Annotated in this window: 19 protein-coding genes and 1 tRNA gene; 12 read left to right on the top strand and 8 right to left on the bottom strand. The window is 64.4% G+C overall.

Going from position 1 to position 23,492, the window contains the following annotated elements; genetic code table 11:
* Positions 1-225: 225 nt before the first annotated feature.
* The 3 genes from AX729_RS33005 to recG all read left to right on the top strand — a co-directional run bounded on the left by AX729_RS33005 (position 226) and on the right by recG (position 4,331).
* A complete protein-coding gene (locus AX729_RS33005; protein ID WP_349643775.1) occupies positions 226-1,470 on the top strand; it encodes an RNA ligase RtcB family protein in 1,245 nt (414 codons plus the stop codon).
* Entirely contained in the window at positions 1,467-2,090 is a 624-nt protein-coding gene (gene prfH / locus AX729_RS33000) for a peptide chain release factor H (protein ID WP_061028268.1), read from the top strand. Before AX729_RS33005 ends, prfH begins: the two co-directional genes overlap by 4 nt.
* Before the next feature lie 132 nt (positions 2,091-2,222).
* Positions 2,223-4,331, top strand: coding sequence for an ATP-dependent DNA helicase RecG (gene recG, locus AX729_RS32995; protein WP_061028267.1), 2,109 nt, complete (start codon positions 2,223-2,225; stop codon positions 4,329-4,331).
* Between the two features lie 157 nt (positions 4,332-4,488).
* On the opposite strand, the gene AX729_RS32990 is transcribed toward recG, so the two are convergent.
* From AX729_RS32990 to glmS, 3 genes are all read right to left on the bottom strand, one after another.
* Positions 4,489-5,349, bottom strand: coding sequence for an NAD(P)-dependent oxidoreductase (locus AX729_RS32990; protein WP_061028266.1), 861 nt, complete (start codon positions 5,347-5,349; stop codon positions 4,489-4,491).
* Between the two features lie 100 nt (positions 5,350-5,449).
* Positions 5,450-6,220, bottom strand: a complete 771-nt coding sequence (locus AX729_RS32985; RefSeq protein WP_061028265.1) for a DUF502 domain-containing protein — start codon at positions 6,218-6,220, stop codon at positions 5,450-5,452.
* Between the two features lie 89 nt (positions 6,221-6,309).
* Entirely contained in the window at positions 6,310-8,136 is a 1,827-nt protein-coding gene (glmS, locus tag AX729_RS32980; protein ID WP_061028264.1) for a glutamine--fructose-6-phosphate transaminase (isomerizing), read from the bottom strand.
* Between the two features lie 222 nt (positions 8,137-8,358).
* Here glmS and AX729_RS32975 point away from each other — a divergent pair, with 222 nt between their 5' ends.
* Positions 8,359-8,577, top strand: coding sequence for a hypothetical protein (locus tag AX729_RS32975; protein WP_061028263.1), 219 nt, complete (start codon positions 8,359-8,361; stop codon positions 8,575-8,577).
* Positions 8,578-8,583: 6 nt separating this feature from the next.
* On the opposite strand, the gene glmU is transcribed toward AX729_RS32975, so the two are convergent.
* Positions 8,584-9,939: a bifunctional UDP-N-acetylglucosamine diphosphorylase/glucosamine-1-phosphate N-acetyltransferase GlmU gene (gene glmU / locus AX729_RS32970; RefSeq protein ID WP_061028262.1), complete on the bottom strand. Its 1,356-nt coding sequence runs from the start codon at positions 9,937-9,939 to the stop codon at positions 8,584-8,586.
* 170 nt (positions 9,940-10,109) lie between these two features.
* Between glmU and AX729_RS32965 the strand changes: the two genes are divergently transcribed.
* The 3 genes from AX729_RS32965 (at position 10,110) to AX729_RS32955 (ending at position 12,555) form a co-directional block, all read left to right on the top strand.
* A complete protein-coding gene (locus AX729_RS32965; RefSeq protein WP_061028261.1) occupies positions 10,110-11,459 on the top strand; it encodes a hypothetical protein in 1,350 nt (449 codons plus the stop codon).
* 181 nt (positions 11,460-11,640) lie between these two features.
* On the top strand, positions 11,641-12,081 hold the full coding sequence (locus AX729_RS32960; protein WP_061028260.1) for an MgtC/SapB family protein: 441 nt from the start codon (positions 11,641-11,643) through the stop codon (positions 12,079-12,081).
* A gap of 93 nt (positions 12,082-12,174) precedes the next feature.
* Positions 12,175-12,555, top strand: a complete 381-nt coding sequence (locus tag AX729_RS32955; protein ID WP_061028259.1) for a hypothetical protein — start codon at positions 12,175-12,177, stop codon at positions 12,553-12,555.
* Here the strand turns inward: AX729_RS32955 and AX729_RS32950 are convergent.
* Positions 12,515-14,074: a glycoside hydrolase family 17 protein gene (locus AX729_RS32950; protein WP_061028258.1), complete on the bottom strand. Its 1,560-nt coding sequence runs from the start codon at positions 14,072-14,074 to the stop codon at positions 12,515-12,517. The genes AX729_RS32955 and AX729_RS32950 overlap by 41 nt on opposite strands.
* Positions 14,075-14,403: 329 nt before the next feature.
* On the opposite strand from AX729_RS32950, the gene AX729_RS32945 reads away from it, so the two are divergent.
* The 3 genes from AX729_RS32945 (at position 14,404) to AX729_RS32935 (ending at position 18,234) form a co-directional block, all read left to right on the top strand.
* The gene (locus tag AX729_RS32945) at positions 14,404-14,997 is read left to right on the top strand and encodes a hypothetical protein (RefSeq protein WP_061028257.1); all 594 of its coding nucleotides are present in this window, start codon (positions 14,404-14,406) and stop codon (positions 14,995-14,997) included.
* A 215-nt stretch (positions 14,998-15,212) separates the two neighbouring features.
* Positions 15,213-17,879 (top strand): glycosyltransferase, encoded by a 2,667-nt coding sequence (locus AX729_RS32940; protein WP_061028256.1) that lies wholly within the window; start codon positions 15,213-15,215, stop codon positions 17,877-17,879.
* Positions 17,880-18,158: 279 nt separating this feature from the next.
* Positions 18,159-18,234, top strand: a tRNA-Lys gene (locus AX729_RS32935).
* Between the two features lie 529 nt (positions 18,235-18,763).
* Here AX729_RS32935 and AX729_RS39170 read toward each other — a convergent pair.
* Both AX729_RS39170 and AX729_RS40810 read right to left on the bottom strand, forming a co-directional pair.
* Positions 18,764-18,913, bottom strand: a complete 150-nt coding sequence (locus AX729_RS39170) for a hypothetical protein (RefSeq protein ID WP_349643774.1) — start codon at positions 18,911-18,913, stop codon at positions 18,764-18,766.
* A gap of 1,550 nt (positions 18,914-20,463) precedes the next feature.
* Positions 20,464-20,604: a hypothetical protein gene (locus tag AX729_RS40810; RefSeq protein ID WP_197433734.1), complete on the bottom strand. Its 141-nt coding sequence runs from the start codon at positions 20,602-20,604 to the stop codon at positions 20,464-20,466.
* 842 nt (positions 20,605-21,446) lie between these two features.
* Between AX729_RS40810 and AX729_RS40805 the strand changes: the two genes are divergently transcribed.
* Positions 21,447-21,617, top strand: coding sequence for a hypothetical protein (locus AX729_RS40805; RefSeq protein ID WP_197433733.1), 171 nt, complete (start codon positions 21,447-21,449; stop codon positions 21,615-21,617).
* A gap of 522 nt (positions 21,618-22,139) precedes the next feature.
* Positions 22,140-22,382 (top strand): hypothetical protein, encoded by a 243-nt coding sequence (locus tag AX729_RS32915; protein WP_061028253.1) that lies wholly within the window; start codon positions 22,140-22,142, stop codon positions 22,380-22,382.
* Between the two features lie 83 nt (positions 22,383-22,465).
* On the opposite strand, the gene AX729_RS32910 is transcribed toward AX729_RS32915, so the two are convergent.
* On the bottom strand, positions 22,466-23,134 hold the full coding sequence (locus tag AX729_RS32910) for a hypothetical protein (protein WP_061028252.1): 669 nt from the start codon (positions 23,132-23,134) through the stop codon (positions 22,466-22,468).
* Positions 23,135-23,492 lie beyond the last annotated feature (358 nt).

Genomic DNA, 23,492 nt, shown 5'->3' with positions numbered 1-23,492 from the left:
AAAATGCCGGTGTGGCCTGCCGGCCCGATCGATCCCATCTGCGTCGGAAGCGCGCGCCCATCGCGCCTGACTTGCGGCTTTTCGATTTCGCCGCTATGTGTCTCCCCGATCAGGCGCCCTTTGGCGCGATCATCAGGGAGAAGGCTCGATGACGATCATGTCTCGCCGCCCCGTCGAGGGCATCGCCTAAACTGCGCGTGCGCTGGCCGCGCCGTTAGGGAAACCATGCGCATTCCTTGCGCGTGTCGACGATCCCTATCTGCTGAAAGCTTTTCAATGGGCACTCCTGCCAAAGTGGACGGCCGCGCGCCGGTCCACATCTTCGCCTCGTCCAGATCATGGATCGAAGGCAACGCAACACTTCAACTGGAACACGTCGCTGGGCTCCCCGGGGTCCAAGCTCTCGCCGCCATGCCCGATCTCCATCCCGGGAAATATGGTCCCGTCGGCTGCGCCATTCTGGCAGACCGGATTCATCCGCAGCTTGTCGGCTCCGACATCGGCTGCGGCATGGGCCTGTTCGCGCTGGACGTCGCGCCGCGCAAGCTGCGCCTCGATCACCTTGCCGAACGCATGCAGGCGCTCGACCGGCCCTGGGACGGCGACGTGGAAAGCACCTTGGCTGACGCCGGGCTTGGCGCCACCACCTTTGATGCCGCGCTCGGCAGCATCGGCGGCGGCAACCACTTCTGCGAGATCCAGGCCATCGACGAAATCCTCGCGCCGGATGTGGCCGCGCAAGCCGGCCTCGACCGGAACCTTGCCTATGTCCTGGTCCATTCCGGCTCCCGAGGTCTTGGCTTTTCGATCCTGGAGCAGGCCCTGCGTGAGGGCCATGGCAGTCTCGCCGTCGAAAGCGATGAAGGACATGCCTATCTGGCGGCACACGATCACGCCGTGCAATGGGCAAAGCTCAATCGTCGGATCATCGCGGAGCGGACAGGCGTGGCAGCGCGCGCCAGCTTGCGTCTCGTCAACGACCTCGCACACAACATAGTCGAGTGTCGTCGTAGCACAGTCGGCGATGTCGTGGCGTTGCATCGCAAGGGTGCAGCCGCCGCCGATCGCGGGCTGGTGCCGGTGCCGGGATCGCGCGGAACGCTCTCCTATCTGGTCGAGCCGATGAGGGACATGCCGAGCGAAGCACTTGCATCGCTCGCGCACGGAGCTGGCCGCAAGTACGATCGCGCCTCGATGCACGGTCGCGTGCGGGTCAAGAAGTCCGACATCGCAAGGCTGGAGCGCAATCCCTTCGGCGGCATCGTCGTCTGTGGGGATCGCGGGCTGCTCGCGGAGGAAGCGCCAGATGCGTACAAGAGCATCGAGCGCGTCATCGCCGACCTCGTGGAGTTTGGGCTGGCGCGTGTGGTGGCGACCTTCCGACCACTGCTGACCTTCAAGAAGGCGCAAACGGTCGCCGCGGCAGGCGGCGCCAAACGAGACAAGAGCTGGAAGGAGGATCGTCGATGATCCGGCTTCTGCTCACGAGCGGGCGCGGTCCGGCGGAATGCCGGATCGCGGTCGCGAAAGCGGCGGCTGTCCTCGTTGCCGAGGCGACCGCGCTCGGCCTCGACACAGACTACCTGGAGGGACCGAATCCGGACGCGCATGGTCCGGCATCGGCGATCGTCGTCGTCCATGGCGATGCCGCGGCGGCCTTTGCTCGTCCGTGGATCGGTGTGATTCAATGGACGGCGCAGAGCCCGGTGAGGCCGCATCACAAGAGAAAGAACTGGTTCATCGGCATCTTCGAGCTGGCACCGCTGCCCGACGCTCCGAAGGCCGTCAGCGCTCAGGATGTGCGCTACGAAGCGTTCCGTGCCGGTGGTCCGGGCGGCCAGCACCAGAACAAGACCGAAAGCGCGGTGCGGGCCGTTCACGTTCCAAGCGGCCTTTCGATCGTCGCACGGGAAGAACGCTCGCAACATCGCAACAAGGCTTTGGCGCTGGACCGGCTTGCGGCGTTGCTCAGGTTGCAAGGGGAGCTGGCGGCGATTGCGGCCCGAAGCGAGGCTCATGCAACACATGATCAGCTCGAGCGCGGCAGGCCCGTCAAGAGGTTCAAGGGCGCCGACTTTCGATGTGCCTAAGCCATGGTCGTGTCCGGATCGTCATCCTTTTGCCGATCCGGGCCGGCCCCATCATTGTCAGGACGGAATAAAGCCGTGGACGTCTTGCACAAAACCGGCCATCACGGCTGCAAACGGTTCTAGTTTCCACGCATGCGCCCCAGCCTGCTCAATCCGCTGTTTGCTGCCGTGACCAGCCTGCCCGGCGTCGGTCCGAAGCAGGACAAGCTGCTGCAGTACCTGCTCGGCCGCAACGAGACGCCGCGGCTGGTCGACCTGCTGCTGCATCTGCCGAGCCAGGTCATCGACCGCCGGGCCCGGCCAAAAATCCGCGACGCGGTCCAGGGAACCATGGTGACGCTGGAGGTCACCGTCGATCGCCACCGCCCGCCCCCGCCGCGCAACGCGCGCGCGCCGTACCTCGTCTATGCCAGCGACGACACCGGCGACGTCGTGCTGACGTTCTTCCGCGCCAAGCCCGGCTATGTCGAGAAGCTGCTGCCTGTCGGCGAGAAGCGCTACGTCTCCGGCACGCTCCAGATGTACGACGGCATCCCGCAGATCGTGCATCCTGACCGCGTGCTCGACGAGGAAGCGATCTCGAAACTGTCGGGCATCGATCCGGTCTATCCTCTGACCGAGGGCCTCGCGCTCGGCTCGCTCCGCCGCGCGATCGCGCAGGCGCTGCAGAAACTGCCCGGCCTGCCGGAATGGATCAGCCCCGAGGTGATGCGACGCTGCAATTTTCCACCGATCGCGGAAGCACTCACGCGCGTGCACCAGCCGGTCGAACTCACGGACATACTGCCTGACCAGCCGTTCTGGTCGCGCCTCGCCTTCGACGAGCTGCTCGCCGGCCAGCTCGCGCTCGCCCTGATCCGCGCGCAGTTGCGCCGTCCCGCCGGCGTGCGCAACGCCGGAGACGGACACCTGCGCAACAAGATCATCGACGCCCTGCCCTACGCGCTCACACCGTCACAACACAGCGCCGCAGCAGCAATTGCCGACGACCTCAAGCAGCCCGTGCGCATGCTGCGCCTGCTCCAGGGCGACGTCGGCTCCGGCAAGACAGTGGTGGCGCTGCTGGCGGCCGCCGCGGTCGCCGAGGTCGGCAAGCAGGCGGCGCTGATGGCCCCGACCGAAATCCTGGCGCGCCAGCACATCAAGACCATCGCCCCGCTCGCCGAGCGCGCCGGCATGCGCGTCGCGATCCTCACCGGCCGGGAGAAGGGCAAGGAGCGGCGCGAAATCATCGCCCAGCTCGCCGAGGGCGAGATCGACCTGCTCGTCGGCACCCATGCGCTGATCCAGGACGATGTGATCTTCAAGGATCTCGCCCTCGCCATCGTCGACGAGCAGCACCGGTTTGGTGTGCGCGAGCGTCTCGCGCTGACGTCCAAGGGCGAAGCCGTCGACGTGCTGGTACTGAGCGCGACGCCGATCCCGCGCACGCTGGTGTTGACCTATTTCGGCGACATGGACATCTCCGAGCTGCGTGAAAAGCCGGCCGGCCGCCAGCCGATCGACACCCGCGCGGTACCGATGAGCCGGATCAGCGAGGTCATGGAAGGAGTCGGCCGCGCGCTGGAGTCGGGCAAGCTGGTCTACTGGATCTGTCCGCTGGTCGAGGAATCCGAGGCGGAGGGCACCGAGCATCTCACCAACGCGACCAAACGTTTCGAGAGCCTGCAAAAGCGCTTCGGCGAACGTGTCGGCCTCGTCCACGGCCAGATGAAGGGCACGGAGAAAGACCGCGTGATGGGCCGGTTCGCGGCTCATGAGATCGGGCTGTTGGTCGCGACCACCGTGGTCGAGGTCGGCGTCGACGTGCCGGCCGCCACCATCATGGTGATCGAAAATGCCGAGCGCTTCGGCCTTGCGCAGCTACATCAACTCCGCGGCCGCATCGGGCGTGGCTCGGAAGCCTCGACCTGCCTCCTGCTCTACTCCGAGCCGCTCGGCGAAATGTCGAAGGCGCGGCTCAAGGTGATCCGCGAAACCACCGACGGCTTCCGCATCGCGGAGGAAGATCTCAAGCTGCGCGGCGAAGGCGACGTCCTCGGCGTACGCCAGAGCGGCCTGCCCGGCTACCGCATCGCGCGCCCGGAGGTTCACGGCCAGCTCATCGCCCAGGCCCGTGACGAGGCGCTGCGGATCCTGAAGGAGGATCCGAAGCTCAAGGGCGAGCGCGGCGAGGCGTTGCGGTGCTTGCTGTATCTGTACGAACGCGACGAGGCGATCCCGCTGATCGGGGCGGGCTGAGGCTTCAGACGCGCCGTCTCCTCCTCGTCATTGCGAGCGCAGAGAAGCAATCCCGAATGTTTCCTCGGGGGGACTCTGGATTGCTTCGCTACGCTCGCAATGACGCATGGAGAGACCTCTATCGTTCAGCCCAACCGTGGGGGTGAGCTGCCGTCGATCAGTCCTTCTTCTTCTGCACGATGCTCTTGGCAAACGCCTTCATCAGCTCCGCATCCGCCGCCTCGCCCCTCGCATCTTCCGCCAGATTCTCGAACCAGCGCGCAAATCCCTCATAGATCTGACTCGCCGGATGATCGGGGCCGAGGAATCCGGAAATCTCCCGCATCTCCGCGACCCAGCGATACGCCTTCGGGATCATGTCGGGCAGCGCCACTTCGAGTCGCGCCAAAATAGCCGGCTGGCTCAGCGCAAGCTCGTCGCGCAGCGCATCGGCCGCGCCTGCTTTCGTTGCCGCGATCACCATGGCCGAGCCGATGCCGGCGAGGCCCTTGACGATCCCGGCATAGGACATCTTCAGCGCCGAGGCCGCGCCGACCGGGCCTGCGACGATCCGCACGTCGAGGCCGAGATCCCTGAGCATGGCGACCTCCTGGGCGTGCTCGCCTGACATGTAGAACGCCGGGCTCTTGCCGCCTGGCTGCGGCGGAAATCCTATGATGCCGGCGTCGACGAAGGGCGCCTGCGCCGAGCCGATGATCCCCTCGATTCTCTGCACCGTATCGACATTGACGGCGTTGCAATCGACCACGATCGGCTTCTTCTCGCGCCTGACGAGCAGGGCCGCCAGCCGCTCGGCCAGCGCGACGGCTTCGCCGGGCGGCACGATCGAGAGGATGATGTCGGACGCAGCGATCGCATCGTCCTCGGCGCCGACCATGCCTGCGTCCGCGGCCCGCTTCAGCGTCGCCTCGCTGCGTCCCTTCAAGGAGGTCAGCACGCGCGCGCCATGTTCGCTGAGCCGACGGGCCACCGCGCTGCCCATGGCACCGGGAGCGAGGATCGCAATGGTCTTGGACATCGTGCACTCCAAATCGTTCGAGCGAGGCGCTCGATCCATCGGAGACTAGCAGATGACGAAAACGCTTGCGTGAATGCGGCCATCCCGCGCGGGAATGGCCCTACTCCGCCTTCGCAGGCTCGGGCTGGAGCTTGGAGGCATTGGCGATACGCGCCGCGTTGGCCACGCCGGCAAGTGCCGCCGCCTTCTTGGGATCGGGAGCCGAGCCCGGCTGCACAACGCCGGCCGACATGATCAGCGTGGCTGCGTCCTCGGCCGTGAGATCGACCTCGATGATCTTGCTCTTCGGGACATAGAAGAAGAATCCCGTGGTCGGGTTCGGCGAGCACGGGAGGAACACCGAGACGTGCTCCTCCTGGCCCGGCAGGCTGCGCGCGATGTCCTCGTTCGGCGATTGCGAGATCAGCACGATCGACCACATGCCCGGCGAGGGAAACTCGACGAGGCCGACTTTGCGGAAGCTCGAGCCCTTGCCCGAGAACAGCGTCTCGAACACCTGCTTGAGGCCGCGATAGATGGCGCGCACCGCCGGGATCCGGCCCAGCAAGGTCTCGCCGACATCGACCAGCGTCCGGCCGATCAGATTGGCCGCCAGGAAGCCGACCAGCGTCAGCGTGAAGAATGCGACGACCAGCCCCCAGCCGGGAATGACGTAGGGCAAATAGGTTTCGGGTCGGTAGGCCAGCGGCACGAAGGGCCGCACCACGCCGTCGACCCAGGTGACGAACCACCAGACCAGATACAGCGTGATCGCGATCGGCCCGGTCACCACGAGGCCGGTCAGGAAATAATTACGAAAGCGGCCCATCAGGCCGGTATGCGGTTCCGGGACGGGATCAAGAGGCGCAGGCGCGTCGTCGCGGGTGGTCATTCGGGTTCCAGGTCGGTCGCTAGCAACAAGCTAGGGTCTTCTAGCAGGTTTTGGAAGACCACGAAGCGACCGACCAATATCCGTTTTGCCTATTCCACGGTCACCGATTTGGCGAGATTGCGCGGCTGATCGACATCGGTGCCCATCACGACGGCCGTGTGATAGGCGAGCAGCTGCACGGGGACTGCGTAGACCATCGGCGTGAAGGCCGCCGCCATGTCGGGCATAACGATGGTGACGAGGGACTCGACGGTCGCCTCTTCCGCGCCCTTGGCGTCGGTCATCAGGATGATGTTGCCGCCGCGGGCGGCGACCTCCTGCATGTTGGAGACGGTCTTCTCGAACACCCGGTCATGGGGCGCGATGACGACGACCGGCATGGTCTCGTCGATCAGCGCGATCGGCCCGTGCTTGAGCTCGCCCGCGGCATAGCCTTCGGCGTGGATGTAGGAGATCTCCTTCAGCTTCAGGGCGCCTTCGAGCGCGAGCGGAAAGCTGGTACCGCGGCCGAGATAGAGCACATCGCTGGACTTGGCGATCCGGTGCGCGAGCTTCTCGATCTGCAGCTCCGTGGTGAGCGCGTCCGCCATCAGGCGCGGAACCTCGACGAGGCCGTGGACGAGCTTGGTCTCGTCCTCGTCGGACAATTCGCCCCTGGCCTTGCCGGCCGCAATCGCGAGGTTTGCCAGCACCATGAGCTGGCAAGTGAAAGCCTTGGTCGAGGCGACGCCGATCTCCGGTCCCGCCAGCGTTTGCAGCACGGTCTCGCTCTCGCGCGCGATCGTGGACGTCGGCACGTTCACGACGGCGACCGTGTGCACGCCCTGGGCCTTGGCATAGCGCAGCGCCGCCAGCGTGTCGGCGGTCTCGCCGGACTGCGAGATGAAGATCGCGAGATCGCCCTTGCGCAAGGGCGCCTCGCGGTAGCGGAATTCGGAGGCGACATCGACCTCGACCGGCACGCGCGCAAAGCGCTCGAACCAGTACTTCGCGACGAGGCCGGCATAGCTCGCGGTGCCGCACGCCGTGATGTTGATGCGCTGGATGTTCCTGAAGTCGAACGGCAGCTCCACCGGCAGGGCGACGCGCTCGGTCGCCATGTCGACGTAGCGCGCCAGAGTGTGGCCGACCACCTCGGGTTGCTCGTGGATTTCCTTGGCCATGAAGTGGCGGTAATTGGCCTTGTCGACCAGCGAGGTCGAGGCGGCGTGCCTGATCTTGTCGCGCTGGACGGTGTAGCCGTCCTTGTCGAAGATCGTCGCGCTCTTGCGGGTCAGCACGACCCAGTCACCGTCTTCGAGATAGCTGATCGTGTCGGTGAACGGGCCGAGCGCGATGGCGTCGGAGCCGAGATACATCTCGCCGTCGCCATAGCCGATCGCAAGCGGCGGGCCGTTGCGGGCCCCGATCATGAGGTCGTTGTCGCCGGCGAAGATGAAACCGAGCGCGAAGGCGCCGCGCAGCCGCGCCAGCGCCAGCTTGACCGCTTCGACCGGCTTGTTGCCGCGTGCGAGCAAATCGTCGACGAGATGCAGCACGATCTCGGTGTCGGTCTCGGTGTGGAACACCGTGCCGTTCTTCTCGAGCTCCTCGCGCAGCTCGCGGAAATTCTCGATGATGCCGTTGTGAACGACTGCGACGCGCTCGGTTGCGTGCGGATGGGCATTGTTGACGGTCGGCTTGCCGTGGGTGGCCCAGCGCGTGTGGCCGATCCCGGTGGTGCCCTTCAGAGGCTCGGCTTCCAGCCGCTTCTCCAGGTTCTTGAGCTTGCCCTCGGCGCGGCGGCGTTCGAGATGCGCCCCTTCGAGCGTTGCGACGCCCGCGGAATCATAGCCGCGATATTCGAGACGTTTGAGCGAATCCACCAATTGCTCTGCAACCGGCTCGCGCCCGAGAATGCCGACAATTCCGCACATGCGGATCACTATCCCCCAAATCGTCGAAAAATCGCCTAAACGACGCGCTCGGTTTTTAGCGAAATTCTGAAGGAACCAGATACTCAATAATTATTGCTGATTGAGACAGCGCCGGATAGCCACCTGAGCTCCGCCTGCGTCGAATTGGCCGACTTCAAGCCGCTCACATTAACCTCTTGTCAACGGATTTGGCCAACGATTCCGGTACAGGAGAGTTACGCCATGAAGGGCTCGTCCGACCGCAAAGGCCAGTCGTCGATGCATCTGCGCGCCAGCGAGACCACGGGCACGCATCTTGCGCACTGGCCGCCGCCCCAGCGCGGCAAGGAAAGCAAGCCCCTCTTCATCAAGCATGCCGAAGGCGAGCCGGTGAAGCGGGCCAAGCCGCGCGGCTGGCGCCTGACCCGTGCGATCTTCTCCGAATTCGCCGACGACGAATAGCGCCGCTCACTTCTCCGGCTTCTTGCCGCCGGTCTTCAGCTCGCGGTAGCGCGCCGCGCCACCTTCCCGGATGGTCTGCTGGCTGCGCTCCAGCGCCATCGCGTCGTCCGGTACATCCTTCGTGATCACCGAGCCGGAGCCGATATAGGCGCCGTTGCCGATCGTCACGGGAGCGACCAGCGAGGAGTTGGTGCCGACGAAGGCACCCTTCCCGATCATCGTCTTGTGCTTCTTGAAGCCGTCGTAGTTGCAGGTGATGGTGCCTGCGCCGATGTTGGAATTGGCGCCGATGGTGGCGTCGCCGATGTAGGAGAGATGGTTGACCTTGACGCCGGCCTCCAGCGTCGCGGCCTTGGTCTCCACGAAATTGCCGATCCGCGCGCCGTCGCCGAGCGAGGTGCCGGGTCTGAGCCGCGCATAGGGACCGATCGAGACGTTCTTGCCGAGCGTCGTCTGCACGATGTGCGAGAAGGAATGGATCACGGTGCCGTCCGCGATCGACACGCCGGGGCCGATCACCACGAACGGCTCGATCGTCACGTCCTTGCCGAACACGGTGTCGGCGGAGAGATAAACGGTCTCCGGCGCGATCAACGTGACGCCGGCTTCCATCGCCGCCTTGCGCAAGCGCGCCTGCATGACGCCTTCGGCCTCGGCGAGCTGCGCCTTGGTGTTGATGCCGCGCACCTCGTCCTCGCTGGTCTCGATCACCACGGACTCCCATCCCTGCTTGCGGACGATTTCGACGGCATCTGTCAGATAATATTCGCCCTTGGAATTCGCATTGCCGATCTGCCCGAGGATGTCGAGCGCGCGGCGGCCGTCGATCGCCATCACGCCGGCATTGCACAGATCGATCCTGCGCTCTTGTTCGCTGGCATCGGCCTGCTCGCGGATCGCGACCAGGCGGTCGCCCTCGACGATGAAGCGGCCATAGCCGGTCGGATCGGCAGCGCGAAAGCCGAGCGCGGCTATCGCGGCGCCCCTGGCGAGCGGTTCGCGCAGCCGTGCGAAGGTGTCGGCCGAGACCAGCGGCGTGTCGCCGAAGGCGATCAGGAGATCATCCGCGCCGCCCGCGATCGCCTCGCGCGCCGCGAGCACCGCATGCGCGGTGCCGAGGCGTTCGCTTTGCACGAAGGTGAGCGCGTCGGGGCGAATGCGCTTCGCCTCCTCTGCCACTGCGTGGTGATCGGGACCGATCACCACGGCGAGCGCGGTGCCGGTTCCCTTGGGTGCGGCGGCGAGCACATGGGCGAGCAGGCTCTGATGCGCGACGGGGTGCAGCACCTTCGGCAGGCTCGATCGCATGCGCGTGCCTTCGCCGGCGGCGAGCACGATCGTGAGGCTGGAACGGGCGGTCATCGCAATCCTCACAGATAGAGCCGAATCAATTGGCGCAAACGGGTGGCGAGCCTCTCAGCTATCGCCTTGCTACCCCCGCAAACGCCCGGAATTCAAGTGCGACGGGGTTTTCCTGTTAATGTTCCCTGATTGATTCGGGGAAGCCTGACGGGGCTGGGCATTTAACGTTCATGGCAAAGGATTCCGACCCACTGGCGGATGCCTTCGGCACCAAGGAGACCGGCGGGCTGTTCTCCGGACTGTTGGCCGAGGAAAATGCGTTCGACCGACGCATGATGTGGCGGCTGGGCTCGTGGAGCGTGGCGGCCGTGGGCGCCGTCGTCATTGCCGTAATGGCCAACCAGGCTCAGCTCGGCTGGCGCCGCGACCAGATGGCCGCCACCGATCTCGCGCGCCAGGCCGACCGGCTCCAGATGCTGACCAAGGAGAGCCAGAACGAGGCCCGCCGCCTCGCCGCCGCCATCGAGACGCTGAACAGCGACCGCGACCGGCTCTATTCGCGCGTCACCGTGCTGGAGCAAGGCCTCGATTCCGTGACCGGCGCCATCGCACGGCAAGCTGCAGCGCCGGCACAGGGCGCAAAGCCGCAGGACGCTGCACCCGTGCCCGCGGCGCCCAGCGTCGCGCCGGTCGCCTCGACACCTGCCGCGACGAACGAGAAGCCGCGCACCGAAGCCGCGAAGGATTCCCAGAAGGACACGCCGAAGGAGTCGTCGAGCCCGCCGCCGCAGTCCGCCGCCGCCGCTTCGCTCGTGCAGCAGACGCCGGCAATGAATTCGGCCCTGCCGACCATTCCGCTGGTTCCGTCCAGGTCCATCATGGCGCCGCCGGATTCAGCCGCATCGAAACTGATTCAACCCGAAGCAGCCGAGAAGAAGGCCGAGCCGGCGCCCGCCCCGAGCGAGGTCGTCGCGGCGGTAACGAAGCCAGCGGAAGCAGCCGAGAATGAATCCGCTGCCATCGCGGTTCAACAGACGCGCTTTGCGATCGATCTCGGCGGCGCCAACTCGGTCGACGGCTTGCGCGCGCTCTGGCGCGGCCTGACCAAATCCAATCCGGAGATCGCGGCGCTGCGGCCGATCATCATGGTCAAGGAAGGCACCACCGGCCTCGGCATGCAGCTCCGTTTGGGCGCCGGCCCCCTGGTGAACGCCGCCGCCGCCGCGAAATTCTGCGCGACCCTCGCCGAGAACGATCGTCACTGCGAGACCACCGTCTTCGATGGCCAGCGCCTGTCGATGCGCGGGGAAAAGGGACAAGAGAAGGCGCAGGAAAAGGGGCAAGAGAAGACTCAGGACAGGGTTCAGGAGAAGAGCTCGGAGAAGAACCAGGACGCAGCCCCGCAAGCGGAAACGGCGCCGAACGCCAAGCCCGAGAAGCAGCGCCGCCGCAGCTATTCCTCGAAACGCTCGAAGCGCGAGGAGCCCGCGCCCGCTCCCGCGGCACAGCCTGCGCCGGCAAAACCGGAGGCCGCATCACCATCGGCGGGATCGACGCTGTCATCGTTCTTCAGGCGGTAGACACGACGCCCGGTGCGTCGGCAGTTACCGCGTCCTTGTCGAGGACGCCTCTCGGACGGCCCGCCGCAACAGCCTCATGCGACGAACAGCCGCTTGGACCTGAGCCGCCCTTTCGCAGCAAGTTCGCAATCATCGCCGGCGCAATGCTGCGTCATCCTGTTTCCGAACCCGCGGGCTTTCAATGAACGAGCTGGATGATGTCTTGAGGCTTCTGGTCGCGGCCGGAACCGGGCTGCTGATCGGCATCGATCGCGACATGAACGACAAGCCGGTGGGAATGCGGACCCTGTCGCTGGTGGCGCTCGGCTCCGCGCTCGTCTCGATCTCGGTGATCGAGTTCCAGAATCTGCGCGACCACCCGGATGCGATCTCGAGGGTCATTCAGGGCGTCGTTGCCGGCGTGTTGACCGGCGTCGGCTTCATCGGCGCAGGCGTCATCCTGCACGACGCCAAGGCGAAGACGGTTCACGGCCTCACCACGGCGGCAACCGTTTGGATCGCGGCCGGCCTCGGCATCGCCTGCGCGTTGGGAGCCTGGCTGCTTGTCGTAGCAGCCATCACGGTGACGCTGCTCGTGCTGTTCGTGCTGGGCTGGGTCGAGCGCCGGTTGGGCTTGAAATAACTCCGCGTCGGCAGGAAACACCGCTCATATCGGATCAACAGAAACATCGCCTGCCCTGTTGCCTGCCCGCATCATCCCGACCATATTGCCCCCATGACAAAGAAGCCTTTTCGCCTGACGCCCTACCAGGTGCAGTTCCTGATCGTCGTCGGCTTCGTCTCCGTCGGCTGGGCACTCTATCTGCGCTATCTCGCGATCGAGCTGTCGCAGGTCGCGCTCGCCTGCGACGCCGGCCTGCAGACCGCGATCTGCAAGGCACGTTCGGTCGGGACCGTGCTGTTCAAGAATTCGGTGTTCGGCATCGTCGCGCTGGTGGTGGCGACGCTCAACCTGATGCGGCCGTCCATCGTGCTGCTCACCGTCGGCATCGTGGCCGCCGGTCTCGGCATCGTGCTCTACAATGTCGTGCTGTCGGGCCTGGCGATCGGCCTGTTCATTCTTGGGTTTGCTCGGCCCGCGCCCGCCACAGCGTGAGCCCGAACAACAGATAGATCGCGCAGGTCCACAGCGACTGCCAATTGTCGCGGCCTTCGTTGACCAGCACATAGGCGGCCGACAGCGTGAGCACGCCCGCGAACACCGCTTCCGCGATCGGACGCTTGCCGATCTGCGGCCGGTTCAGCATCAGCAGCGCGAACGGCACCACCGCCATCGTCAGCGAGGCGTAGGGGAAATCCTTGTAGCGCGGATCGAACACGAAGCCGAGCGCGGTCTGCGCCGCGATCACCGCCGTCACCGCCAGCGTCAGGCCGAGCACGGCGGTGAGCTTGGACCATTTGCGGCCCTCGCGCGGGCCGAGCAGGTCGAGGAAGGTCGGAAGGCTGCGGCCGATCACCATCGCCTGCGCGCAGAAGATCGGCGACAGGATGCCGGCGAGCAGTAGCGCGCCCCACATCAGCCAGCCGCCGATGCCGTAGCTCTCGTAATACATCTTGTCGACGCCGATCCCGAGCAGGGTCCCCGCCGTCGTCGCCGAGATGCCGACGCCGAGCCAGGCCGAGAAGCGCGGCGTCCACGGCCGCCGCCGCAGCGTGATCAGCGCGACGGCGAACACCAGCACGCTGAGGCCCATGCCGGCGCCCATGTACCATTTCCAGTACGGGAAATTGCTGACCGGCTCCCCGGGCGGATATTTCAAGGTCCGCCGCACCGAGTCGTACAGCCCCCAATAGCCGCCGACAGTGCCTTCCAGCTTGCGCTTCCAGGGCTGGTCGTAGGACTCGATCAGATTGACGCGGAACTTCTGCGACTTCGCAAGGCTCAGGATCTCCGAGACGACGCGCGCCTGGTTGGCGCGCGACGGCAGCGCGCCGTCGCGCATGCGGCCCTCGCTCGGCCAGCCGGTCTCGCCGATCAGGATCTCCTTGCCGGGGAACGCCACCGCCATGCGCTCGCGGATCGATTCGACATGGGTCGAGGCGAATTTCGCCTTCACGGGGAAATCCTCCCAATAGGGCAGGATGTGGATCGTGACGAAGTCGACGGCGTCATAGACCTCGCGGTTCTTCAGCCAGTATTCCCAGACGTCCGCATAGGTGACGGGCACGCTGACCTGCGCCTTCACCGAACGGATGATCGAGACGAGGTCCGCAGTCGTCATCTCCCCGCGCAGCAAGACCTCGTTGCCGACGATGATACTGGTGATGACCCCGGGGAATTCCTTCGAAAGGCGAACCGCGAGCGCGGCCTGCTCGAGATTCTTGCTGCGGTTGCTGGAGAGCCAGACGCCCTGGAGCACTTTCAGCCCGCCGACCCTGGCGGCAACCGCCGGCACCTGGTCGAGCCCGTTCTCCATCGAATAGGTGCGGACGCAGTCGGTGATTTCCTTGAGCTGGCGCAGGTCCTGCTCGATCTGCTCGGCCTCGATATGGGTCCATGGCTCCAGCGGCGTCTGCTCGCCGCGGAACGGCGCATAGGACACGCATTGGACCTTCTCGGCGGGATCGATCGGGGCGCGTGCGAGCGTGATTGGCGTCGCCAGCCACCACCACACGGCAGCAATCGCGCCCAGTGAAACGAGCAGAAGCGCCAGTGGCGTACGAAGAGAAATCGGTTCCGTCCTCCGCGAAGGGTCCGTCGATTACCTGCTTGCACGTCGTCTGCCAAGGGGTAACAGGCGACCGAGCCGTTCCGCCTCCCGCGGAATTTGGCTGCGACCGTTCGGCCGCGAGCTAGCATCGTGACTTTGCTGGACAAAATTCGAAATACAGGTCATGGGATTCGACGGGAATTTTCCGCCGCATTGGAGACCCATTTGGACGCCATCAGCTACGCGTCCGCGAGGTCTCGGCGCGGACGGTCAGCGGATATATTGGGGAATTCATGCGGCAACGGGTGTTCGAGTTAAGAAATGCGGTCCTGCGGCAGTTCGCCGCCACCTTGGCCGTTTCCTCCCTTCTCGTTCTCGCCGGTCTTGGTGGCGCTTCCGCCCAGAGCAGCACACCGGCCCCCGACCAGGGCAAGGCGGCCGCCCAGCCCGCCGACGCCGCCAAGGATACGGCCCAGAACCAGCGCCGCACCGACGAGTTCGCGGAAGCGGCCCAGGTCATCAACGGCCCGGCCGGCAACCCCGAATGCGTCTGGCTCGGCCGGCGCGTGGTGCGGCTGATGTGGCGGGATGACCTCGATACCGCGTTCCGCCATCTCGACCTCTACGACCGCTTCGGCTGCCCCGGCGGCCACATCCAGGCCGCGTTCCGCTGCCTGACCCGGTTCGGCGGTCAGATCGATCCGAAGGTGGCCGAGACCCTGGACAGCCGCGTGCACGCGTGCTGGATCAACCCGGCAGCACAGCCGCAGCAGGCCGCGGCCGCGACGCCCCAGCCCGCAGCACCGGCAGCAGGCAATCCGCCCGCACAGCAGCCGGCCGCGAGCCCCTCGCCCGCGGCAAGCCCCTCCCCGGCGCCCCAGAAATAGCCGCGATCGTTTCAGCTGCCGTTCAGGAACGATCGGCCATAGACACGGTTGGCACTGCTGCGCGTCGTTCGACAAGGCCATGCCCTCATGAGGACATGAGGCCATGACAGTTGTGAAACCGCGCGGCCGAGATATGCTCCTTTTGCCGCGGACTCGGTCGGATCTCGGGGTCGGATCCGCTTCCCTGCCACCTCAGCCCCTTTTGGTTAGCCGCGATGCGCGTAGTCGCCGCCGTTCTGTTGCTCGTGTCCGCGCTCCACGCCGGCATCTGGGGAGTCCTGCGCGAGAAAGAACCCGCGCCTGATTTCAAGGGCCTCTTGCCCAGCGTTTCCTACGCGCCGTTCGAAGGCTCCGCCCACCCCGACATCGACAACATCCCCACGGTCGAGAAAATCCGCTCCGACCTGAAGACGCTGTCGACCATGACGCGCGCGATCCGTCTCTATTCATCCACGGGCGGCGTGGAACTGGTGCCGCCGATCGCGGCCGAGTTCGGCCTCAAGGTCACCGTCGGCGCCTGGATCGACAAGGACAAGGATCGCAACGAGCGCGAGATCAAGGCCGCGATCGAGCTCGCCCGCAAGAACAGCAACGTCGTCGGCGTCGTCGTCGGCAACGAGGTGATCTACCGCGGCGAGCAGAAGGTCGAAGACCTCATCGACATGATCAAGAAGGTGAAGGGCTCGGTCCGCGTGCCCGTGACCACCGGCGAGATCTGGAACATCTGGCGCGACAATCCCGACCTCGCCTCCAACGTCGATTTCATCGCGGCCCACGTGCTGCCCTATTGGGAGAACTTCCGCTCGGACCAGGCGGTCGACCAGGCCGTCGACCGCTACAATCTGCTGCGCAACCTGTTCCCCGGCAAGCGCATCGTGATCGCCGAATTCGGCTGGCCGAGCCAGGGCTACAATCTGCGCAACGCCGATCCGGGCCCGTTCCAGCAGGCGGTGATCCTGCGCAATTTCGTCACCCGTGCCGAGGCCATCGGCATGGAATACAACATCGTCGAAGCCATCGATCAGCCCTGGAAGTTCTTCGAAGGCGGCGTCGGCCCGTATTGGGGCATCCTCAACGCCAGCCGCGAGCCGAAATTCGCCTGGACCGGCCCGGTGGAAAATCCCGACTATTGGAAGCTGATGGGCATCGCGCTGCTGGTCGGCGTCCTGCTGTCACTGCCGATCCTGCGCATTGAAAAAGCGACCGCGAAACAGGCGTTCCTGCTCTCGGCGACCGCCAACGGCGTCGGTGCCTGGGCTGCGACCGTATTCGCGTTCTGGAACACCCACTACTTCATCTTCGGCTCTGCCTTCGCGCTGACGCTGGGCATGATCCTGCTCGTTCCCCTCGTGCTCATCGCGATGGCGCGCATCGACGAGATCGCCGCCGTCGCCTTCGGCCGGCCGCCGCAGCGGCTGCTCAAAAAGGACAAGCCCGTCGAGAACGTGCCGGAGAATTACTATCCGAAGGTCTCGATCCATATCCCCGCGTATTTCGAGCCGGTCGAGATGCTCAAGCAGACGCTGGATGCGCTGTCGCGGCTGAACTATCCGAACTACGAATGCGTGGTCATCATCAACAACACGCCGGATCCCGCCTTCTGGCAGCCGATCCAGGACCATTGCCGCGCCCTCGGCGAACGCTTCAAGTTCATCAACGCCGAGAAGGTGCAGGGCTTCAAGGCAGGCGCGCTGCGCATCGCGATGGACCGCACCGCCGCCGATGCCGAGATCATCGGCATCCTCGACGCGGACTACGTCGTCGATCCCGACTGGCTGAAGGACCTCGTGCCTGCTTTCGCGGACCCGCGCGTCGGCCTCGTGCAGGCGCCGCAGGAGCATCGCGACGGCGATCTGTCGATCATGCACTACATCATGAACGGCGAATATGCCGGCTTCTTCGACATCGGCATGGTCCAGCGCAACGAGGCCAACGCCATCATCGTGCACGGCACGATGTGCCTGATCCGCCGCGCCGCGATGGACATGGCCGGCGGCTGGTCGTCCGATACGATCTGCGAGGACAGCGATCTCGGCCTTGCGATCCAGGAGCTCGGCTGGGTCACCCACTACACCAACCACCGCTACGGTCAGGGCCTGCTCCCCGACACCTACGAGGCCTTCAAGAAGCAGCGGCACCGCTGGGCCTATGGCGGCCTCCAGATCGTCAAGAAGCACTGGCGCCAGTTCCTGCCCGGCAAGAGCCGGCTCACGCCCGACCAGAAGCGCGAATACGGGCTGGGCTGGCTGAACTGGCTGGGCGCCGAAAGCCTCGGCGTGGTCGTGGCGCTGCTCAACCTCGTCTGGGTGCCGATTGTCGCTTTCGCCGACATCGCCATCCCCGACAAGATCCTGACGCTGCCGATCATCGGCGCCTTCGTCGTCTCGCTGGCGCACTTCCTGTCGATGTACCGCGCCCGCGTCGCCATCAAGCCCGGCCAGATGCTGGGCGCGATGATCGCGGCGATGAGCGTGCAATGGACGGTGTCGCGCGCGGTCGCGCAGGGCCTCATCACCGAGCACATCGCGTTCGCGCGCACGTCCAAGGGCGGCCTCAGCAGGATGTCGATCGAGTTCCAGGCATTCTGGGAAGCGGTGATCGGCGCCCTGCTCCTGATCGGCGCCGGCGTGTTGATCGCCACCAACAGCTTCCGCCAGATCACCGAGATCTACATCTTCGCCGGCGTGCTGGTGCTGCAAAGCCTGCCGTTCCTGGCCGCGGTCGCCATCGCCATCCTCGAGCTCAGCCGCATCAACTCGTTCCAGTTCTGGCACGACAGCGCGATCCGCACCGCCGAGCTGATCGGCCTGCGCCCGGTCGCGCTGCCCCCCGTCGGCGCGCCGCAGGCCGTGTCGACCGAGGTGCGGCGGGAGACGAACTGACACCCTCCCCAGCAGTCCGGCCTGGATGACGCCCGTTAATTGGCTTGAAAATCCCGCCCTAAGCCGCAGAAGCAACGAGAAAATCCCGCTCCTGCCGCGAACTTCAGCAGCCACCCGCACTATTGACCTGCGCGTCCCATCACCCTACACAGCGCGGGCCGAGAGCATGATCCGGAAACAGCCGGTTTTCCCCGCAACGCAAATGAAGCGCGGCGGCAAGACATGCTTCTCGAATGTCCGAACACGATGGCGATCTCTTCAAGCCATCGGCGGCCATGGGAGCGCGTAGCTCAGCCGGTAGAGCACGTGACTTTTAATCACGGGGTCCTGGGTTCGAGCCCCAGCGCGCTCACCACACAAGATCAAGCACTTTGGCCCGACTTTAAGTCTTCCAACCTGCGAAGGCCCTTCTGCACACGCCATGCACACGGGAGAGCGGTAATGCTCCGCGCTCTCTTGGCCGCGTTCGCGGGTCAGATCGCAGTAGGCGCCGTTCTGTTTCCTGTTATTTGGTGGAGGGAGCGCGTAAAGCAGCGAAGGATCCATCGTCGCGACGACGCCTCTATCAACACCCACGACAGTCAGTAGCTCGCGTTCGTTATGCCCATCGGCGTTCGCGGCGAGATCGTCTGTTGCAGAGTGCGGCCGTCAGACGGGAAATCTATGGGTGTCTGCGTCTTGCGTCGCGCCAGTAACCGATCAAAGCGCGCCACTCAAACACCACGACCGTGATGGCGACCAGCGTTGTCCCAAGGCAAAACATTATCAAAACCATTTCGAGCATCGAATCACCTCGCAATGGGCGAGGTTCCGACGTACCAAAGTTGCCCGTTGTACGCAGTATCATTTCGGCGACTGCAGCCCGGGGGATGCCAGCCACCTGCTCACATTCGAACCAGTTTCTGCCTGTCGTGCCCTTCCTCGCGTAGCGGGCCGTGGGGGAGCAATTCGGCTCGTTCGCGCAGACGCTTCGCTTCTTCGGCAAGCCGTTCTTCCAGAGTACGGGTTTGCTTCACCCGGCGGCGCTCTGTCATGGCGCACTCTCCTTGAGCAAACAGAAACGGCTCAAAACGGCGACAGTGGCGATCCGTTCTAGAAACGAAACCGGGGATCGGCCAAGGGAAAAACCGAAAAGCCGCAGCGTGGTTCCAGCCCCACTGCGGCCATTTCCCGGCAACTTGAATGAGCTGATGCTTAAATCGCACCGGTGTTCTCAAAGTAGAACACCCCGTTCCGAAAATGGACTCCGTATAACTACCGGAGTCCGCCCTTCTACCCATTGTCGTTAAGACACGAACATGCCACGGCTCGTATTCCAGCCCCAATGCCTCCCGGCTGCCGATCTAATTGCGGATTAGAGCGCCGGGAGTGCTCGGCCCGCAGCGTGAACCGGCGGGCCTCTCGGCCGCAAGTTGAATCGGGAGCGCACAAAGAGAGGCGGGATTGGGTCAGCGATCTGGACGCGCCTGGAGGGGCACGACTTTGTCCATGTCGTCGTGACCGGAGCGCCGGCTTTGCAGCTTCACCACCTGCTCAAGTTCGAGAGCCTCTATGGCAAGCTCATCTGCCAAGCGTCCGAAAAGTGCGCGCTTTTGCGGGTCGCTCGTTCGCCTACTCATACTGGCCAAATCCGCAGCATCAGCACGGAGTTTGTCCAATCTTTCCGTTAGGTCCGCCATGTTACCGGCTCGATCCTAGACCCACCGTCATGCGCTGACGGGATGCATGTCAACGGCGGACCATGCTATTGGTTCTTCATTAACCGATCGTTAGCCCCGGCCAGCGTCGCACCTCGGCTCACTGATGAGGTCTGAACAGAAAAACCGCCGGCCTGGTCGCAAGGCGTTGAGCACTACTGCCCGTCAGGCGTTGAGCCGTGCGTTAGTGGGTTGGTGCTTTTTTGACGTTGCTGGCGGCTTCGCTTTGCTCGGAGTGTCATAAGCCTCCTCAAGGTCCGGCTCGGTGGTGCCACCGGTGTAGCCGTCCACGGTCCAACCTAAGCTGGGCTCCCTGTCCGGTATCGTCTTCGGCAATGATCGTGCAGGCGTCATAGCCGATGCTGGGCTCATTATCGGCTTCGTCCGGTTCTGCCCCATCGTGCTCGTCCTCGGTGTCGTCTGCGCCGCCTTGGGCCCACCTGGCTTGCGCTCCAGCGCGCTCACCAATAACCAAACCAAATTGAAGGCCTTGCCACGCTTCCAAGTCGAAGGAGCACTGGCGCGCTTCTTGCGATTGAGAGCTTCCAAGCATGGAGGCGTGCACCGATGGCACAACGAGTTCCTGTTCCTAGACGCGCAAGGCCCAGTCTGAAACATATCGCGCGCGAGCTGGTCCGATTGGTGGACGCGATTGATGAGCTCGAAGAGCTGAAAGCAAAGGTTAAGGCCGCCGAGGCTTCCCGCGTCCTGCATTAGGCGCCGGAAAGTGGCGCCCTGGTGCCGGAGCCATCCTCAAAGGCAGGCTCGGGGATGCAGCCTCACCCGACGATCCCGAGTTGGATGCGACGCACGACCTCTCACGAAACGGCTCGCAACGCCGTGGCCATGGCAAACACTCGTGAGCGAGCCATGGCCTGGCCTTTGGCTCAGACTCGATTGGGGGGATTCTTGTCTTCTCGTCTGAGCATCACGAGCCGCCGCTCCAACTCTTCCTTCTTGGCGTTCAGCCTGACCGCCAGAATATCGTTGACGATCGCGTGGAGTTGCCACAGCTCCTCGAGAGACATGTTCTGAAACCGCTCCCGTTCCATGCTTCCCCCGCGACTCACGTGCGGGCCATAGCTTGGAGCGTCCGGACGAGACCGGCAACGATGCGTCGGTTGATTGCGGAAGGTTATCTACATTTTCGGCGGCGGTTTGGTTTTCTTGGAGGCTGACCGATCCGATTTCGACCGAGAGCGGCGCGACTCGGCTTGCGCCAATCGATCTCGCAGGACGCTCAGCTCGGCAATTTGACTTTCGAGAAAGGCGACACGTTGGTGCAAGGCAATGGCGGCATGGGCAGTCTGATCAGAGATACTCATCACGACCTCAAATAACGCGCCTGAAAATCGGACTATTAACATGGATAGCACGATCATAAGGTGACCTAGATGACACAATTGCGCCCCGAAGCGGCCTGAGAAATCGGCGGTCCTTCGAAGGAACAAGCATCGGCCCGTGCTTGAATTGGAACCCGCCGGCGAGTTTGCAGAATGGCCCTCGAGGCCCTTCAAAGCCGAGCCAGGCCGTCTCTCCGCGCCGATGGTAATGAAGTAAGCGGATGCATCAGTCGATCGCGTTCCGTGCACGTCCTGCCGATGAACGGCCCGATCTCTCGCCCGCCCTAAGGGCCATGAGATCAGGATGAATCGTCATCGCGCTTTAGGTCGTTGTTCGAGCATGATCTTTCCGGAAAACCGCTGCGCATATCGGCATCATGGCTTTGCGCCGCGTCCACGTTGGCGATGCGCGTCCAATTGCGGCGACAGTGCACCCTCTCGATTGTTCCAAGAGCCCTGCCCCCAGAAGCCGCGCGACAACGCGCTGGAAATGTGTAGGCTTGACGGAAATCACAGGAGGGAGCGGCATGTTTGAAATCAGCGGTTTCGACACGGCAGGCATCGTCAGCCTCAAGCGGGCCTCGCTTGCGGCCGCCCTCAAGAAGGCCAGAGAGCTGGTCCAGGACGGGTGCTGGAACGTTCAGATCGTCGATCCGACTGGCCGGGTCTACACCTCGTTCGAGGAACAGGCCGCGTAGCGCCGGACTTCATCATCCGCAAAAGCACCTCGTCAAAGCGCACTTCGCTCTCTGCGGATGCCTGCCGCCGCCGGCCGAAAGCGCAACCGATCCACCTATCCCCCTCGGCCGACATTGGAGGAGGCATTATCCAGCCACCGCTGGGTTGCTTCATCGCTCCAGCCTGGGACCGCGAAGCGCGCCCGGGGATTCACCTCCACGCCTGAACGACCGACCGCGGGAGAGTGCGAATGACGTGTGCGATGCGCCGTCGCAGCGCTTGCGGCGGTGCACAGGACAATCAACAGGCCGATGGCCAGAACTGAGCGCATCGTACAGCTCCAATTGAACACCGGGTTGATGTGATGCGCCAAGGGTCCCGCCGCAATCTGGCGCGGCATCACGGCTCGGCGATGGACGCACAACGGCAACGCTCTCGCGGCGGCACGGACCAACGCTCGACTCGCGCGCATGCCATTGCCAATCAACGCCTTTGGGCGCACGCTCTCTTCAGGCGCTCGAGACGCCGCCAGGGAGAGACACATGAAGGAACCGGGTCTGGATGGCCGCCATCGGGACAAGGATGGCGGGATCAGCAAGAAGCACGGCAACACGCTCGTCGGCACCTTGCGCAAGATCTACGGCAAGGGCTTTGCGGCCGGGTATCCCGATGCGACGCTGCTCAGCGAGGTCCTGGCCCAGTTGAACGAGACGTCGCTGAGCCAGCTGCGTCGCGATCACGACACCGGGCATCTGGGGCACAAGATAGATCACGCCTTGAAGTGACGGAGGACGGTGACGGTGCACCGCCCCCGTCATAGACGAGGTCGAAGCGGACATCGTCTATGAATGGTTTGATTGCCCTGTCTTCAGCTTTCCGGAGCTGAAACGGTTGCCGGCACACTCAGGGGGGCTCCTCCGATCGACACAGGCCCCGCAGGTTTCGGCTGCCGAACCATCCGCTTGCGCATCGCTGCGGACAGCCCATAGCGCGCATTCGCTCTTCGGATCGAGGACGTGACGTCCGACATCATCACGTTCTGCAGCGAGTCGACCTTTGCGATCAGCGTCGACAATTGCGAAGATATCTTCTTCACATCGACCCGTTCGTCCGTGATGCTCTGCCGCAGGGACAGCAGCACCAGTGAATCCTGCTGCAGCAGAGTCGCATTTTGCTGCAAGACCTGGCTGTTCTCCTTCAGCGAGGCCGAGTGCTGCTGCTGCGCCGACTGAATGTCCTTCAAGGCGGCAACGACCGGATCCGGCTTTGGCGCCGGCGCCTCCTGGCGCGGAAGCAGTTCAGCCAGGCGGCTGACGTCCAGCGACGGCAAGTCGGAAGGCAACGTATAGATGGCCGCCGCGCCGTTGATGGCCAGGGCGCACACCGACAATGCCAGCACCGATTTCCGGCTGGACCGCATGATCGGCGCCGGAGGTTCTGCGGCTGCGGGTTCGGGCGCTGCTGCGGCGGCTGCAAGTGCTACCGCGTCGAGTTCTTCGGCGAAGCTTTGCGTTTCGAGAGTCGCGGTCATCTGCATTGACCCCAAATGAGCGAGCAAGAGGAAGCCGTCGCCGGATCGTCCTCGCGACGGCTCCTCTACGCAGCACCCATCTCCAACTGTGTAAAATTGTGAGCATTTCGGATTAATTCCACGTTAGCGGCCTGGGCGGCCGACGGACGCGGCGCCCCCGGTCGAGTACGGATCTCCCTGGAGTTGCAACTCCTCACACCGCTCGAACGGAACAGCCAATGGCTGTCGTCAGTTTGACAAGCCCAGCTTGCGCAGAGCGACGTCGCGAAACCTTCCGCAGCGAACAGAAGCGTTGTTCGAGTGCTGCGCCGGGCCGGCCTTCATCGGCTTCTCGGCGTTGGGACACGGCCTGTGCGAAACGCCG

Origin of the sequence: Bradyrhizobium sp. CCH5-F6, assembly GCF_001556045.1 — a bacterium.
Classification (GTDB): Bacteria; Pseudomonadota; Alphaproteobacteria; order Rhizobiales; family Xanthobacteraceae; genus Bradyrhizobium.
Note: the sequence above shows the minus strand (reverse complement) of the source record. Positions and strands in the feature narration are given on the sequence as shown.

Coding starts and splice junctions, on each gene's coding strand:
- AX729_RS32965 (WP_061028261.1), top strand. CDS start 10,110: ATGGCAAAGGATTCCGACCCACTGGCGGATGCCTTCGGCACCAAGGAG.
- glmS (WP_061028264.1), bottom strand. CDS start 8,136: ATGTGCGGAATTGTCGGCATTCTCGGGCGCGAGCCGGTTGCAGAGCAA.
- AX729_RS32990 (WP_061028266.1), bottom strand. CDS start 5,349: ATGTCCAAGACCATTGCGATCCTCGCTCCCGGTGCCATGGGCAGCGCG.
- glmU (WP_061028262.1), bottom strand. CDS start 9,939: ATGACCGCCCGTTCCAGCCTCACGATCGTGCTCGCCGCCGGCGAAGGC.
- AX729_RS40810 (WP_197433734.1), bottom strand. CDS start 20,604: ATGTCTCTCGAGGAGCTGTGGCAACTCCACGCGATCGTCAACGATATT.
- AX729_RS32915 (WP_061028253.1), top strand. CDS start 22,140: ATGAAGGAACCGGGTCTGGATGGCCGCCATCGGGACAAGGATGGCGGG.
- AX729_RS39170 (WP_349643774.1), bottom strand. CDS start 18,913: ATGACAGAGCGCCGCCGGGTGAAGCAAACCCGTACTCTGGAAGAACGG.
- prfH (WP_061028268.1), top strand. CDS start 1,467: ATGATCCGGCTTCTGCTCACGAGCGGGCGCGGTCCGGCGGAATGCCGG.
- AX729_RS33005 (WP_349643775.1), top strand. CDS start 226: ATGCGCATTCCTTGCGCGTGTCGACGATCCCTATCTGCTGAAAGCTTT.
- AX729_RS32945 (WP_061028257.1), top strand. CDS start 14,404: ATGCGGCAACGGGTGTTCGAGTTAAGAAATGCGGTCCTGCGGCAGTTC.
- AX729_RS32955 (WP_061028259.1), top strand. CDS start 12,175: ATGACAAAGAAGCCTTTTCGCCTGACGCCCTACCAGGTGCAGTTCCTG.
- AX729_RS32975 (WP_061028263.1), top strand. CDS start 8,359: ATGAAGGGCTCGTCCGACCGCAAAGGCCAGTCGTCGATGCATCTGCGC.
- AX729_RS32960 (WP_061028260.1), top strand. CDS start 11,641: ATGAACGAGCTGGATGATGTCTTGAGGCTTCTGGTCGCGGCCGGAACC.
- AX729_RS32910 (WP_061028252.1), bottom strand. CDS start 23,134: ATGCAGATGACCGCGACTCTCGAAACGCAAAGCTTCGCCGAAGAACTC.
- AX729_RS32940 (WP_061028256.1), top strand. CDS start 15,213: ATGCGCGTAGTCGCCGCCGTTCTGTTGCTCGTGTCCGCGCTCCACGCC.
- AX729_RS32985 (WP_061028265.1), bottom strand. CDS start 6,220: ATGACCACCCGCGACGACGCGCCTGCGCCTCTTGATCCCGTCCCGGAA.
- recG (WP_061028267.1), top strand. CDS start 2,223: ATGCGCCCCAGCCTGCTCAATCCGCTGTTTGCTGCCGTGACCAGCCTG.
- AX729_RS40805 (WP_197433733.1), top strand. CDS start 21,447: ATGTTTGAAATCAGCGGTTTCGACACGGCAGGCATCGTCAGCCTCAAG.